The organism is Streptomyces sp. NPDC107521 (assembly GCF_055598485.1).
Window position 1 is genome coordinate 110,923 of the sequence record NZ_JBVKAT010000012.1, and the last position, 13,616, is coordinate 124,538.

At 74.7% G+C, this 13,616-nt stretch carries 12 protein-coding genes; 3 read left to right on the plus strand and 9 right to left on the minus strand.

Annotated elements, in window-relative coordinates; translation table 11 throughout:
• Nucleotides 1-65: 65 nt before the first annotated feature.
• On the plus strand, nt 66-1,499 hold the full coding sequence (locus tag ACZ7LB_RS19340) for a hypothetical protein (RefSeq protein WP_471469665.1): 1,434 nt from the start codon (nt 66-68) through the stop codon (nt 1,497-1,499).
• A 1,648-nt stretch (nt 1,500-3,147) separates the two neighbouring features.
• Here the strand turns inward: ACZ7LB_RS19340 and ACZ7LB_RS19345 are convergent.
• The gene (locus ACZ7LB_RS19345; RefSeq protein WP_471469803.1) at nt 3,148-3,753 is read right to left on the minus strand and encodes a YceI family protein; all 606 of its coding nucleotides are present in this window, start codon (nt 3,751-3,753) and stop codon (nt 3,148-3,150) included.
• Between the two features lie 298 nt (nt 3,754-4,051).
• Between ACZ7LB_RS19345 and ACZ7LB_RS19350 the strand changes: the two genes are divergently transcribed.
• Together ACZ7LB_RS19350 and ACZ7LB_RS19355 are read left to right on the plus strand one after the other, a co-directional pair.
• The gene (locus ACZ7LB_RS19350) at nt 4,052-5,635 is read left to right on the plus strand and encodes an acyl-CoA carboxylase subunit beta (RefSeq protein WP_471469667.1); all 1,584 of its coding nucleotides are present in this window, start codon (nt 4,052-4,054) and stop codon (nt 5,633-5,635) included.
• 17 nt (nt 5,636-5,652) lie between these two features.
• Nucleotides 5,653-5,847, plus strand: coding sequence for an acyl-CoA carboxylase subunit epsilon (locus tag ACZ7LB_RS19355; protein ID WP_471469668.1), 195 nt, complete (start codon nt 5,653-5,655; stop codon nt 5,845-5,847).
• 62 nt (nt 5,848-5,909) lie between these two features.
• On the opposite strand, the gene ACZ7LB_RS19360 is transcribed toward ACZ7LB_RS19355, so the two are convergent.
• The 8 genes from ACZ7LB_RS19360 to ACZ7LB_RS19395 form a co-directional block, all read right to left on the minus strand.
• Nucleotides 5,910-7,442: a hypothetical protein gene (locus ACZ7LB_RS19360; RefSeq protein ID WP_471469670.1), complete on the minus strand. Its 1,533-nt coding sequence runs from the start codon at nt 7,440-7,442 to the stop codon at nt 5,910-5,912.
• Complete coding sequence (locus ACZ7LB_RS19365; RefSeq protein ID WP_161225499.1) at nt 7,439-8,239, minus strand: PP2C family serine/threonine-protein phosphatase; 801 nt, start codon at nt 8,237-8,239, stop codon at nt 7,439-7,441. Before ACZ7LB_RS19365 ends, ACZ7LB_RS19360 begins: the two co-directional genes overlap by 4 nt.
• Nucleotides 8,236-9,024, minus strand: a complete 789-nt coding sequence (locus tag ACZ7LB_RS19370; RefSeq protein WP_471469671.1) for a vWA domain-containing protein — start codon at nt 9,022-9,024, stop codon at nt 8,236-8,238. Before ACZ7LB_RS19370 ends, ACZ7LB_RS19365 begins: the two co-directional genes overlap by 4 nt.
• 57 nt (nt 9,025-9,081) lie before the next feature.
• On the minus strand, nt 9,082-10,527 hold the full coding sequence (locus ACZ7LB_RS19375) for a hypothetical protein (RefSeq protein WP_471469672.1): 1,446 nt from the start codon (nt 10,525-10,527) through the stop codon (nt 9,082-9,084).
• A 4-nt stretch (nt 10,528-10,531) separates the two neighbouring features.
• A complete protein-coding gene (locus ACZ7LB_RS19380; protein ID WP_471469673.1) occupies nt 10,532-11,005 on the minus strand; it encodes a hypothetical protein in 474 nt (157 codons plus the stop codon).
• Nucleotides 10,995-12,167: a serine/threonine-protein kinase gene (locus tag ACZ7LB_RS19385; protein WP_471469675.1), complete on the minus strand. Its 1,173-nt coding sequence runs from the start codon at nt 12,165-12,167 to the stop codon at nt 10,995-10,997. Before ACZ7LB_RS19385 ends, ACZ7LB_RS19380 begins: the two co-directional genes overlap by 11 nt.
• A 278-nt stretch (nt 12,168-12,445) precedes the next feature.
• Nucleotides 12,446-13,027: a GTP-binding protein gene (locus ACZ7LB_RS19390; RefSeq protein ID WP_265294553.1), complete on the minus strand. Its 582-nt coding sequence runs from the start codon at nt 13,025-13,027 to the stop codon at nt 12,446-12,448.
• On the minus strand, nt 13,008-13,583 hold the full coding sequence (locus ACZ7LB_RS19395) for a DUF742 domain-containing protein (RefSeq protein ID WP_471469677.1): 576 nt from the start codon (nt 13,581-13,583) through the stop codon (nt 13,008-13,010). The genes ACZ7LB_RS19390 and ACZ7LB_RS19395 overlap by 20 nt, the downstream gene beginning before the upstream one ends.
• Between the last annotated feature and the right edge of the window lie 33 nt (nt 13,584-13,616).

Sequence of the window (13,616 nt, forward strand, 5' to 3'; positions counted from 1 at the left end):
CCGGCCCCGGCGGCCCCCGGCGGCCGCCGATGTCTCACGGAGGGGGAAACGGGTACCTCCGCCGTATGAACGGCGTCCGCACCACGCTCCTCCCACGGCCGCTCCTTCCGCGGCCGCCCGTCCCGGGGCCGCGGCTCCTGCGGCTGCTGGCCGTGCCGGTCGTCGCCGCGCTGGCGGTGCTGACGGCCGGCGCGCCCGGTGCCCGTGCCGACACCGTGGCCGGTCCCCGGGCCGACACCGGCCCGTCCCGGATCGGCGCGGCCCTGCGCGACGGGCCGGTGTACGTGGATCCCGCCGCCTCCGGTCTCCTCTCCGCCGCGGACGCCGACGACCTCGCCGCGCGGATCAGACGGGCGGACGTCCCCGTCCTCGTCGTGGTCCTGCCGCCCGGCCACCCCACGGCGGACCTCTTCCGGAACCTGCGCACCAGCACCGGCATCACCGGCCTGTACGGCGTCCGGCTCGGCGACCGCTTCGACGCCCGTGCCGACGGCGCGGTGCTCGGGCGCCGGGGCGTGGACAACCTCGTCACCGCCGCCCGGGGCGTCAGCGACCCGAAGGCCCAGCTCGACGCCTTCGTCGACGACGCCGCGCGCAGCGTGCACGGCTCAGCGCCCTCCTCCTGGGACCCCGGCGGTGGCGGCTCCACCCCGACGGCCGCGCTGATCACCGCGGGCGGCATCGTCGCGGCCGGGGCCGCGGGCGCCTACCTCGTCGTGCGGCGCGGACGGCGGCGCCGGGAGGAGGAGCGGCGGGAGGCCCTGGAACGGCTGCGTGTGGTCGTCGACGAGGACATCACCGCGTTCGGCGAGGAACTCGACCGCCTCGACTTCCACCCCGCCGAGCCCGGCGCGGACGACGCGATGCGCGAGGACTACGCGCGGGGTCTGGACGCCTACGACCGGGCGAAGGCGGAGATGGCCGCCGCCCGCCGCCCCGAGGACGTGCGCGCGGTGACGGAGGCCCTGGAGAACGGGCGCTTCTCCCTCGCCCGGCTCGCCGCGCGCCGCGAGGGCCGGCCGCTGCCGGAACGGCGTCCGCCGTGCTTCTTCGACCCCCGCCACGGACCGTCGGTCGCGGACGCCGCCTGGACCCCGCCGGGAGGCAGCACCCGGGAGGTGCCGGTCTGCGCCGCCGACCGCGCGCGGCTGGCCGACGGCCGGGAGCCGGTGGTCCGGGAGGTGGACACGGATGCCGGGCGGCGGCCGTACTGGGACGCGGGGCCGTCGTACGGGCCCTGGGCCGGGGGGTATTTCGGCGGTGGGATGCTGCCCGGTCTGCTGGTGGGGACGATGCTCGGGAGCGTGATGGCCTCGCCCTCGTACGCGGCGGACTACGGGGCGGGGTACGGGGACTTCGGCGACGGCGACGGCGGTGGGTCCGCGGGAGGCGACGTGTCCGGCGGGGACTTCGATCCCGGGGACTTCGGGGGCGGGTTCGGTGGGGGCGGGGACTTCGGCGGTGGTGGTGGGGGTGGCGATTTCGGGGGCGGGTTCTGAGGTCGGCGGAGGGGCTGGGGCCGGGGAAGCGTTCTGAGCCGGGAGAAGGGGCTGGGCCGGCGGAGGGATCTGGGCCGGGGGAGGGTTCTGAGTCGGGGGAGGGGCGCCCGCTTCTCGGCCAGTGTCGTGCTTCCGTGAGCCGCGTCAAGGGCGCTGCGCGTCGCCTGCGGCGATGGCCCTGCGGGCCACCCTTGACCCGGCTCACTCCAGCACGGGGGAGAAGCGAGCGGGCGCCCCGGGGAAAGGGGTGTCCCACGGGGTGATCCCCTGCGTCTCCCGGCCCGTACCGGTGTCGAGGGAACGCCGTCGCGCCCCGTCGGCACGCCCCGCCGGTTCGGCGTCCACCGCCGGAACCCGGTTCTCTCGATGCGTCTCCGAGGGGCGGAGCGTGCTCTCCGCCCGGGACCTCTCCACCGGTCGGCACGGTCCTGGTAGGTGAATCGAAATCCGTGAACACTTCGAGGGAAAGTGTTCACGGATTCCGGACCCCACCTACCCGCCCCCCTGCCACCTCCACACGATGTCGCCCGTCCCCGGCTTCCGTCCTCATGTCCGAGGCCGGGGACGACGGGCGGGGGCCGGGGGCGGGGCGACGTGGCACCCGGCCCCTTGGTGGTGCGAGGACGGATGGTGGGCGGTCTTGGACGGGTGGGCGGCCTTCGCCCGGTCGTGTGCTCCGACCAAGGTGCAGGTGACCAGGACGAAGGCCGTGGAGGGAGTTTGGTGCCGGAATCCGTTCCGGGGGAAGGGGTTCGGCGGAGCGTCACGCTTCTGGGACGGGTTGTACGCGTGTCCGGCCGGGTGGTGCGGTGAGTCGTTCGAACCGGCCGACGCGGCGTCAGGCACTTCCGGCGGCCGGGTGGATGGGCGCTGCCGTGTCCGGATGGTGGCGGCGGGGCCACGCCTCCGGCGACCGTACGGATGCCTGTCGCCCATGCGTTCCCCCGCCCCGCAGCATCAGCCGGCCGCCGCGAGTCCTGCGGGCGGCGAGTCCTGTTGGCCGCGAGCCCTGCGGGCCGCGGGCCCTCGTGCCCTCCCGCGTTCCCCGGGGGCCGGCTTCTGGTCCCGGTGGGGAGGGCGGTCCGGAGAGGGGGTGCCGACGATCTAGGTGTGCGTGTCGGTGATCGTCGGTGTGCCGTGTCACCGGTGGGGTGTCGCTGAGGTGGCGTGGCGTGCTGGCGAGGCGCGGTCGCGTCCCGTGTCGCCGGTGCCCTGTGACCGGGGCCGGGGGTGGCCGGCGGTGGGACACCCGTTTCCCCGGGCCGCCCGCTCGCTTCTTCCCCGTGCTGGAGCGGGCCGGGTCAAGGGTGGGCCGTAGGCCCATCGCCGCAGGCGACGCGCAGCGCCCTTGACGCGGCCCGCGGAAGCACGACCCTGGCAGGGAAGCGGGCGGGCCTCACGGTCACCTCTCCGGTGCCGGATGCGCCCGGAGTGCCTCTCCCCGCCGCGCTTCCGCCGGCCTCCCGGGGGCGCGGGCACCTTCCGGTCCCGTCCGGGCATCCGGTCCCGTCCGGACATGGCCGTGCACCCCGACGGCGTATCGCGTGTCGAGGTGCAGGACGGTCATGGCGGGACGCGGGTCCCGGGCCCAACTCCGGCGGTGGCGCGGCAGGGTCCGCGGGCGGTCTCCCGGGGGCTGCCGACGGCCTCACGCCTGCTTGATGGCGGAGATGTCGAAGTTGAGCTTGATCTTGTCGGACACCAGGACGCCGCCGGTCTCCAGGGCCGCGTTCCAGGTCAGGCCCCACTCGGAGCGCAGGATCTCGGCCTTGCCCTCGAAGCCGACGCGCTCGTTGCCGAAGGGGTCGGTCGCGGCGCCGTTGAACTCCAGGTCGATGGTGAGGGACTTGGTGGTGCCGAGGATGGTCAGGTCACCGGTGATGCGGTAGTCGTCGCCACCGAGGGCCTCGGCCTTGGTGGAGCGGAACGTCATGGTCGGGAACTCCTCCGTCTTGAAGAAGTCCGCGCTCTTGAGGTGGCCGTCCCGGTCGGCGGAACCCGTGTCGATGCTGTCCATCGTGATGTCCAGCGTCGCGGTGGACGCGGAGGGGTTCGTGCCGTCCAGGTGCAGGGTGCCGCTGAAGTCGAGGAACTTGCCCTTGACGTTCGTGACCATGGCATGGCGGGCGACGAAGCCGATCGTGGTGTGCGACGGGTCGACCGTGTAGTCGCCGGTGACGGCGGCGAGGTCCGGGTTGACGGCGGTGGGGGCGGCAGCGGGGGTGGCGGCGGACTTCTTGCCGAAGATGCCCATCATGATCTCCTGGGGTTTGGTTGAACGTTGAATCAATCGAACGGGCTCGACTGTAGCGGCATTCCGTTGAAGTTTCAACCTTTGTCTCGCGTCACTCCGGAGGTGGTATGAACCACGGGGGAATGTGAGGCGCCTCTCGGGTGGCTGCTTTGTGTGACCTCCACAAGGGTCGGGGGCTCTGAGCAGTCGAAACAGCCCAAAGTGGGGTGGCTCCTGTTCAGGATTACCAGGAAAACGCGCTGAGGACTGTTCGGAGTCGACGGCTCGCAAACGGTGTCCGGGTTCGTAGAGTCGCTGCATGACCGTTTTGGATGAGGCGCCGGGTGAGCCGACGGACGCGCGTGGACGGGTGGCCGAGCTGCACGGGATCCGTGCGCAGGCGCTGGCCGGGCCGAGCGAGAAGGCGACCGAGGCGCAGCACGCCAAGGGCAAGCTGACGGCGCGGGAGCGGATCGGGCTGCTGCTGGACCCGGATTCGTTCCGTGAGGTCGAGCAGTTGCGGCGGCACCGGGCGAGCGGGTTCGGCCTGGAGGCGAAGCGGCCGTACACGGACGGTGTCGTGACGGGCTGGGGCACGGTGGAGGGCCGGACGGTCTTCGTCTACGCGCACGACTTCCGGATCTTCGGCGGTGCCCTGGGCGAGGCCCATGCGGCGAAGATCCACAAGATCATGGACATGGCCATCGCGGCCGGTGCTCCGCTGGTGTCCCTGAACGACGGGGCGGGTGCCCGTATCCAGGAGGGCGTCTCGGCGCTGGCCGGCTACGGCGGCATCTTCCAGCGCAACACCAGGGCGTCGGGCGTCATCCCGCAGATCAGCGTGATGCTGGGGCCGTGCGCGGGCGGCGCGGCCTACAGCCCGGCGCTGACGGACTTCGTGTTCATGGTCCGTGAGACCTCGCAGATGTTCATCACCGGTCCGGACGTCGTCAAGGCGGTCACCGGCGAGGAGATCACCCAGAACGGCCTCGGCGGTGCCGACGTGCACGCGGAGACCTCGGGCGTGGCGCACTTCGCCTACGACGACGAGGAGACCTGCATCGCCGAGGTCCGCTACCTCCTCTCCCTGCTCCCGCAGAACAACCGGGAGAACCCGCCCCGCACCGAGTGCGCCGACCCCGCCGACCGGCGCGGCGAGGCCCTCCTCGACCTGGTCCCCGCCGACGGCAACCGGCCGTACGACATGGCCAAGGTCATCGAGGAGATCGTCGACGACGGCGAGTACCTGGAGGTCCACGAGCGCTGGGCGCGGAACATCATCTGCGCCCTGGCCCGCCTGGACGGACAGGTCGTCGGCATCGTCGCCAACCAGCCGCAGTCCCTGGCCGGCGTCCTGGACATCGAGGCGTCCGAGAAGGCCGCCCGCTTCGTGCAGATGTGCGACGCCTTCAACATCCCGATCCTGACCCTGCTGGACGTCCCCGGCTTCCTCCCGGGCGTCGACCAGGAGCACGGCGGGATCATCCGGCACGGCGCGAAACTGCTGTACGCGTACTGCAACGCCACCGTGCCGAGGATCTCCCTGATCCTGCGCAAGGCGTACGGCGGCGCCTACATCGTCATGGACTCGCGGTCCATCGGCGCCGACCTGACCTACGCCTGGCCGACCAACGAGATCGCCGTGATGGGCGCGGAGGGCGCCGCCAACGTCGTCTTCCGCCGCCAGATCGCCGCCGCCGAGGACCCCGAGGCCATGCGGCAGAAGATGGTCAAGGAGTACAAGGCCGAGCTGATGCACCCGTACTACGCGGCCGAACGCGGCCTCGTGGACGATGTGATCGACCCCGCCGAGACCCGCGAGGTCCTCATCCGCTCCCTCGCGATGCTCCAGACCAAGCACGCCGACCTGCCCAGCCGCAAGCACGGCAACCCGCCGCAGTGACCCGAGGAGCCATGTCCATGAGCACTCCCGACATCCGTGTCGAGAAGGGCCACGCCGAGCCCGAGGAGGTCGCCGCGATCACGGCCCTCCTGATGGCCCGCGCCGCGGCCCGCCCCGCCGAGCTGGCCCCGGCCCACGGCGGCAGGGTCCGGGCCGGCTGGCGCCGCCTGGAGCGCGAGCCCGGCTTCCGCGCCCCGCACAGCTGGCGCTGAGCGCCCCCCGTCCCCGGGAAGGGCCGGTACCCCCGTCCGGGGTACCGGCCCTTCGCCGTGGGTCAGAACACCGCCCGCACCGCGGTGACGATGCCCCAGACCAGCAGCGCGAGCAGGCCGACCAGGATCAGCAGCCCCAGACAGGTGGCGCCGACGCCCACGGGCTCCTCCGCGTGCGCCGCCCCGTCCGCGCCGGGCTCCGGCTCGGGCTCGGGGCCCGCGCAGGGCTCCGGTGCCGCGGGCGAGGCCGGTCCCGGGGGCGTCGGCCCGCCGGCGGCATGGGACGGCGCACCGGTGCCGGAAGGGCCGGACGGGGACGGCCCACCGGACGGTGCCGCCGTCCCGGTCCCGCCGGACGGGGCCGGTCCGCCGGAGGCGCCCGCCCCCGGCGCCCCGGAGGACCCGGGCGCACCAGAGGACCCGGGCGCACCGGACGGGGCCGAAGCGGAGGCCCCCGCCGGAGCGGACGCGGAGGCCGACGCCGAGGCCGACGCCTGGGCCGATGGGGTGGCCCGCGCCGACCACGCCGCCGATCCCTGACCGGGCACCCGGCCCCCCAGCGCGGTGAACGGGTCCGACTGCCGGTCCGCCTGCCGCCGGCACCACGGGCAGGCGGTGAGATGGCCGCCGTACCAGTGCACCGGCACCTCGGGGCACTGGAGGACCCTGGCGCGGGCCTCGTCCAGCGCGTCCAGCCAGGCCGTGGACCGGGGCCGCCGCTCCGGATTCCGCAGCCCGGGTCCGAACGCCTGCCTCGCCAGCCGCAGCAGCTGCGGCGGCACCACCTCGGGCGGCAGCAGCTGCGCGGGCGTCAGCACCCGGTCCGGGTGGATGAGGAACGAGGTGCCCGCGAGGATGTTGTCCTTGCGGGTGGACTCCTCGGACCCGTACTTGGGCGCTCCGTCGAACGGGTGATTGCCGCCGGTGAGCAGCTGGTAGACGAGCACGGCGAGGGCGAAGTCGTCCGAGTGCGCGGTCGGCTGCTCACCGGCGTGCCGCTCGGGCCCGGCGTAGTCGTCGGTGAAGACGTCGCAGCCGAAGTCCTCCCCGGTCAGCGCGTCCCGGAAGGCGAAGGAGTCGCAGTCCAGGAGGGTGATGAAGCCCCGGTGGTCGGCGACGGCGTTGGTGCTGGACAGATCGCCCACCACGAACCCCTCGGCGTGCAGTCCCGCCGTCATGTAGGCGAGGTTCGCGGCCACCCCGAGCAGGAACCTCCAGTGCGCCCGCCCCTCGAAGCGGCGCAGCCGCACCTGCTTCTGCAGCAGCCCGGTCAGCGGGATGTGCGAGGAGGGGAGGCGGGGCATCCCGTAGCCGACGGGGCGCCCGCCGGCCTCGACCAGCGAGGTCGGCCACACCAGCAGCGGCGGCTGGTCCGGCAGCAGGTCCTCCTGCTCCAGCGGCCGGGCCCGCAGCATGGCCGCCAGCCTGCGGAGCTGCGCGTCGTCGGGGGAGCGGTCGTAGATCTTGACGACGAGGTCGTCGCGGTCGCTCACGCCCCAGACGCTGCCCTGGCCGCCCTGCCCGAGCGGCCGCTGTTCGCGCAGGACCCGGGTGCCGTCGCCGAAGGCCAGGTCGGTGGTGTCGTACGCGTTCATGTCCGTACCGCCCACAGGAGAGTCTTGTCGTCACCGGTGACCCGGCTGATCTGGTCCGAGGCGAGGAACGCGGCCAGCCACCGGTCCTCCTCGGCGCGGTCGTACGCGGGATGGGAGAGACGCTCGAAGAGGTGGCCCACGAAGTCGTCGTGGGGCAGCGGCGCCGCCGCACCGCTCCGTTTGAGCAGGGCGTTGGTCAGGCCGTCCGTGGACAGCAGCACCCCGTCGACGCCGTCGTCGCGCACGCAGTCCACCCGGGCCTGCTCCAGGGCGCCGGGGGAGCCGACGAAGACGGTCTCGTTGGCGTACTCGCTGCGGGCGGCGGGGCGGGGGAGCAGGTGGTAGGCGCTGCCGTCGCCCTCCCCACCGGTGCGCAGCAGGACGAGCCCGTCGCCGACGGAGAGCTGGCCGAGCCAGCCCTCGCCCGCGACGACCACCGTCAGGGTCGTCGCGTACAGGGAGGGGTCCGGGCCGCAGCGGCGCAGGAACTCGGTGCGGACGAGGCGGAATGCCTCGGTGAGGTGCCGTCGGCGCGCCTCGGGGTCGGGCAGCCGGGCCCAGGGCGTCGCCAGGGGGAGGAAGGCGTTCATGGCCATCCCCACCACGGCGCGCGAGCCGTTCTGGGAGTAGGGTGCGCTGCCCGCGCCGTCGGCGACGGCCAGGACCAGGCCGTCCGGGGTCCGCTCGTAGTCCCAGGCGTCCTGGCAGGGGAGCCGGTCGCGCAGGTGCCGGTAGCCGGTGGCGCTGATGCCGTGCACCCGCCAGCGGCCGGGCGGCCGGGGGAGGGCTCCGCTCACGCGGGCACCTGCCCGCCGCCCCGGCGGTTCTTGAGCCGGGCGAAGATCTCGTGGAACTCCGCCTCGTCCGCGCCGCCCTGGGTGGCCCTGGCGCTGTGCGACATCGCCGCGAGCAGCTCCTTGAACGGGAAGCCGTCCAGCCAGGCGTGGTACTGCGGGGCCAGGTCCTTCAGGACGTCCTCCGCCCCGGTGTGCCGCTCGCCGACGCCCACGGCGAACAGCCGGAAGCGGCGCTCCTCCTCCGCGCGGCGCAGTTCGGGGAGCAACTCCCGGTAGCCGTAGGAGAACTTGCCGGTCTCGTCGCTGGGGTAGCCGTCGGTGACCACGCAGATCTGCGGCCGGTAGTAGGTCAGGCCGGAGGTGCGCAGCCCGGCCTTGTAGTCGGCGACGACCTCCATGGCCAGCCGCAGCGCCCGGTCCAGCAGGGTCACGCCGTGCGCCTTGAGGACCGGCGGCCGGAACTCGTGGGCCGGCACGAAGGGGCTCTGCGGCCACACCGGGGCCGTCCGGCCGAGCGGTATGTCGCCCTGCCAGACGGTGATCTGCTCGCTTCCGCCGAAGGTGATCACGGCGACGTCGACGGCGGCGCTGAGCGCCATGTCGTCGACCAGGCTCTTCGCCCAGGAGGCGAGGGCGCTGTTGAGCGCGGTGATGGCGCCGTTGTTGGAGAGCGAGCTGGAGGTGTCCAGGCACAGCAGCAGCGGGAGCCGCTGGGCGCTGTCGAACTCGAAGCCCGTGTACGGCATGGGCAGGGGGGGTTCGGCGGAACCTGGGTTGGCAAACACGACTTCTCCGTGGTGCTGTCGCGGGATGTGGACGGTGGAGCGGTGGTGCGGGCGGGTTCAGCCCAGGGGGTAGGCGTCCAGGCGGGGTGGGTCGAGCGAGGGGTCGGCCTCGATGCGGACCAGGGTGCCGGGACCGGGGAAGCGGGTCGTGGGGCCGTGCCAGCGGGCGCGGTGCAGGGCGCCCTCCCAGCTCACGTAGCCCTGGGGGCGCAGCCAGGTGAGGGCGGTGGCGGTGCGGCCCCCGGGGCCGAGGGGGAGGGTGTCGTGGTCGTGGGGTCCCTGCCGGTACGCGGCGGGGAGCGGGGCGGAGGGGGCGGCGGTCCGGGGCGGCCCGGCCCCGTCGCCGGGCCCGGAGGCGGCGCGGTCGTACGGGCCGGTCCGGAGGGCCCGGGGCGGGGTGCGGTGAGCACCCTGGGAGCCCTGGGCAGCCTGAGGCCCCTGAGGCCCCTGAGGCCCCTGGGGGCGCGGGGCGGCGGGGAGGCGGGCGCCGTGGCCGTGCTCGGGCCTGCCGGGGCCGTCGGCGCGCCCGCCCCGGCCGTCGGTCCGCGCGGGGCGGTCGCCGGAGCGGTGGCGGTCGGTGGCCGGGCCGGGGCCGTCGGCGCGGTCGCCGGGGCCCGGGCCGGAGGACGCCGGGAGGGAGGTGCCGGGGGCCGGGGTGCGGTCCGGGCGCCCGTCGGCCGGGGGCGGGGCGGCGGTGGGGCCCGAGCGGTCGGACGGGGACCCCGGGGCGCCGGGCGTCCCGGGCGGGGGAGGGGAGCCGTGCGGCGCGGACGGCGGGGGGAGCGCGGTCCCGCCGGGCGGTGTCCGAGGGCCGGACCGCGGATCGGCCCGGGGATCGGACCGGGGGGAGAGGGCGGACAGGGCCCGGCCGGCCAGCAGCCCCGAGTACCGCGCCAGCCGTGCCGCGTCGGAGGCCAGCCGCCGTCCCGTCCGGTCGGCGGGCGGCCGGGGGTCCTCCGGGGCCGGGCGGGAGTCCTCCGGCGCGGGCAGGGGCTCGTCCGGGACCCACCGGCCCGGCTCGGCCGGGGTGCGGCGGTCCCACCCCGCCGGGAGCCGGTGGCCCGGACCTCCGGGGAGGCGGGGGTCCCACCGGTCGGCGCGGGGGTCGGTACGGGGGTCCCCCCGGGTGAGGCTCCGGTCCCACCGGGGACCGGTCCCGGAGGTTCCGCGGGGATCGGTCCCGGGGGCTCCCCCGAGGTCGTCCCGGTCCCGCCGGGAGTCCCCCCGACGGTCGTCCCGATCCCGCCGGGAGTCCCGCCGGGAGTCCGGCCGGGGGCCGGTCCCGGGGGCCTGCCGCGGGTCCTGCGCCTCCCGGCCCCAGGGGTCCCGCACCGCGGGCGGGTGCTGCCGGGGCGCGCGTCCGTCGTCGGGCCGCCGCTGCTCGGGCTCCCGCCCGGGGCGGGGCGGCCGGGTGTAAGAGGTGCCCGCGAGCGTCCAGAGGACGGCGAGCACCACCAGCATGAGGGCGGCCAGCCCGGCGAGCGGCAGGATCAGGGTGGTCAACGGCTCACCTCCGCGGGTCCTGGTCGGCACCGTCCGGCAGGATCCGGCCGAGGTCGTCGCATTCGGAGAGCAGCCGGGTGGCCCGCTCCAGCAGGTCGTTCAGCGTGGCCGCGAAGTCGGTGGGGGCCATGTGGGCGGCGAGGGGCAGGGTCGACACGGCGGAGAGCAGCAGCAGTTCGGTGCGGTCGTAGCCGAGGACGGCCGTCGGGCTCACCTCGCGGGCGTTCCAGGCGGTGGCCGCGGCGGCGGTCGACGCCAGCCGCTCCCGCGTCACCAGGGTGCCGTCGGTGACGATCAGCACCAGGGTCCGGCCCGTGGGGGTGAAGCCCACGGTGTGCTTCCGGGCGGGGCGGCCGGTGAGGATGTCGACGTTCAGCCCGCCCTGCTCGGCGGTGGCGCGGGCACCCCGGCGCCGGGCCCAGCCGCGGGCCAGCGTCTCCCAGCCGCCGTGCAGCGGGACCAGTGGTTCAGTGGTCATGGCGCACCAGCGCCTTCCTGATCAGAGCAGGGGTGAGGCCGGCGTCGAGGAGTCCCGCGGCGACGGCGTGCAGCACACAGCCGCCGTTCTGCCCCGGCAGCCGGCATTCATGCGCGCCGTCCGCCATCTCCCGCGAGGCGTCCCGCGGTTCGGCCCAGGGGGCCCCGCCGACGGACCCGCCGAGGGCCTCGCCGCCCGGCCCGCCGTCGCCCTGGCCCGGCCCGCCCCCCGACCCGTCGGCGGGCCGGCCGCCCGCTCCGCCCGGAGCCCTCCCGCCCAGCCCCGGCGCTTCCGGCGGCCTCCGCCGGAGCAGCCCCGTCCCGGACGGGCCGTCCCGCTCCGGCTCCCGCCGGGCGGCCTCCTCGGCCCCGCAGGCCGTCAGCGCGCTCATCACCCGCTGGGGTCCCGGCCGGGCGAGCGGGTCGTGGGCGAGGCAGGCGGCGACCAGCTCCCGCAGGGAGCCGTCCAGGCCGCCGAGGTCGGGCCGCTCCCGGCGGCGGATGCGGTCGTCGGCGGCCTGGCCCTGGCCGAAGGGGAGCATGCCCGTCGCCGCGTAGGTGAGGACGGCGCCGAGGGCGAAGACGTCCACGGCGGGCGACGGCTTGTCCCCCGCCAGTTGCTCGGCCGCCATGTACCCGGAGGTGCCGAGCTGCACCCCGGGGTCGGTCAGTCCGCTGACGGCGGCCGCCGAGCGGGCGATGCCGAAGTCGATGAGACGCGGTTCGTCGCCCTCGAAGAGGATGTTGCCGGGCTTGAGGTCGCGGTGGATCACGCCCCGCTCGTGCACGGTGGCGAGCGCCTCGGCGAGCATCAGCCCGAACCGGATGACCGCGCGGGTGTCCAGGGGCCCGTCGGCGTGGACGCGCTGGCGCAGCGTGGGCCCGTCGACGTACCGGGTGGCGAGCCAGAGCGGCGGGCGCTGGGTCTCCGCGGCGTAGACCGGCACGGTGTACGGGCTGTGCACCTCGCGCAGCGCGGCGACCTCGCGGGCGAACCGTAATCGGATCTCCGGGTGTTCGGAGAGGCTGTCCCTGATGACCTTGACCGCGAGGCGTTGTCCTCCCGGTGTGCGGCACAGGTAGACGACGCCCATCCCGCCGCGGCCCAGCGGTTCGATGACGGTGAAGTTCCCGATGCGCCGCGGGCCGGTGTACATGTCCATGTGTCCCCCTGCGACCCGTGGGGAACCGGCGCACCCCTCTGGGTCAGCGGTTCACCACGGACGGTCAAGTTACCAAGGATGCCCCGGGGCTGTGCAGGTTCCGGACGGAAAAAAGGACCGTGCCCCCCTTGTCGGGAGGGGGCACGGTCCGGGCCCGTCGGGGCCGCGCGGGGCCAGGCCCTGTCGTCACATTCCCGTCTGCCCGGCCCGCCGGGAGCCCGCACCCGGCGCGGCCGGGCCCGGTCCTCGGGCGGACGAGGGGAATCTGACGGCGGGACCTAGCGCAGGCGCGCCATGAGGGCGTGTTCCACCAGGGTGATCAGGGCCGACTTGGCGTCGGCGCGGTGCCGGGCGTCGGTGGTGATGATCGGCGTGTCGGGGCCGATCTGGAGCGCCTCGCGGACCTCGTCGGGGTTGTACGGCTGGCTGCCGTCGAAGCCGTTGAGCGCGATGACGAACGGCAGGCCGCTGTTCTCGAAGTAGTCGACCGCGGGGAAGCAGTCGGCGAGCCGCCGCGTGTCGACCAGGACGACCGCGCCGATGGCGCCGCGCACCAGGTCGTCCCACATGAACCAGAAGCGGTCCTGGCCGGGGGTGCCGAACAGGTACAGGATCAGGTCCTGGTCGAGCGTGATGCGGCCGAAGTCCATGGCGACCGTGGTGGTCGTCTTGTCCCCGGTGTGGGTGAGGTCGTCGATGCCCGCCGACGCGGATGTCATCACGGCCTCTGTGCGCAGCGGGTTGATCTCCGAGACGGCGCCGACGAACGTGGTCTTGCCCACGCCGAAGCCGCCCGCCACCACGATCTTCGCTGAGGTGGTGGAGCGGGAAGGACCGCCGCTAGAGCTTGCGAAGTCCACTGAGCACCCTTTCGAGCAGTGTCACGTCTGGCTGGCCGCCGGCGCTGTCGTCGCCGCCGGGCTGATGGATGGCGACCAGTCCCGCCTCCGCCAAGTCGGCGACGAGGATCCTGGCCACGCCGAGAGGGATCGCGAGCAGGGCCGAGATCTCGGCCACCGACTTGATCTCCCGGCAGAGATGGCAGATCCGCTGATGCTCGGGCAACTGGCCCTGCATCTGGTGCGGTTGCGCGGTGGTGTGCACCAGTGCCTCGATGGCGAGCTGGTAGCGGGGCCTGGTGCGGCCGCCCGTCATGGCGTACGGGCGCACCAGGGGGTTGTTCGCCGACCCCGAGGGGGCCGGTGCCGGAGCACGGCGCTGCGGCTGGACGCGGGGGGCGTGCGGCTGGTCGTAGGGCTGGTCGTACGGCGAAGGGCCGGGGCCCTGCGGCGCGTACGGCTGCCCGTGGTGGGGTCCGGAGGGGTAGCCGTATCCGTGTGCCGGGCCGCCGCCGTGTCCCTGACCGGGACCGTACGGCCAGTTGTCCGACGACGGAACGCCTGGGGGTGTTGCCACTTTTCTCCTCCTCCGACTGTGCCTGGCGCCCAT

Excerpts from the sequence above, each read along its gene's own strand:
- ACZ7LB_RS19355 (WP_471469668.1), top strand. The coding sequence starts at position 5,653 with ATGAGCACTCCCGACATCCGTGTCGAGAAGGGCCACGCCGAGCCCGAG.
- ACZ7LB_RS19345 (WP_471469803.1), bottom strand. The coding sequence starts at position 3,753 with ATGGGCATCTTCGGCAAGAAGTCCGCCGCCACCCCCGCTGCCGCCCCC.
- ACZ7LB_RS19360 (WP_471469670.1), bottom strand. The coding sequence starts at position 7,442 with ATGAACGCGTACGACACCACCGACCTGGCCTTCGGCGACGGCACCCGG.
- ACZ7LB_RS19350 (WP_471469667.1), top strand. The coding sequence starts at position 4,052 with ATGACCGTTTTGGATGAGGCGCCGGGTGAGCCGACGGACGCGCGTGGA.
- ACZ7LB_RS19385 (WP_471469675.1), bottom strand. The coding sequence starts at position 12,167 with ATGGACATGTACACCGGCCCGCGGCGCATCGGGAACTTCACCGTCATC.
- ACZ7LB_RS19380 (WP_471469673.1), bottom strand. The coding sequence starts at position 11,005 with ATGACCACTGAACCACTGGTCCCGCTGCACGGCGGCTGGGAGACGCTG.
- ACZ7LB_RS19340 (WP_471469665.1), top strand. The coding sequence starts at position 66 with ATGAACGGCGTCCGCACCACGCTCCTCCCACGGCCGCTCCTTCCGCGG.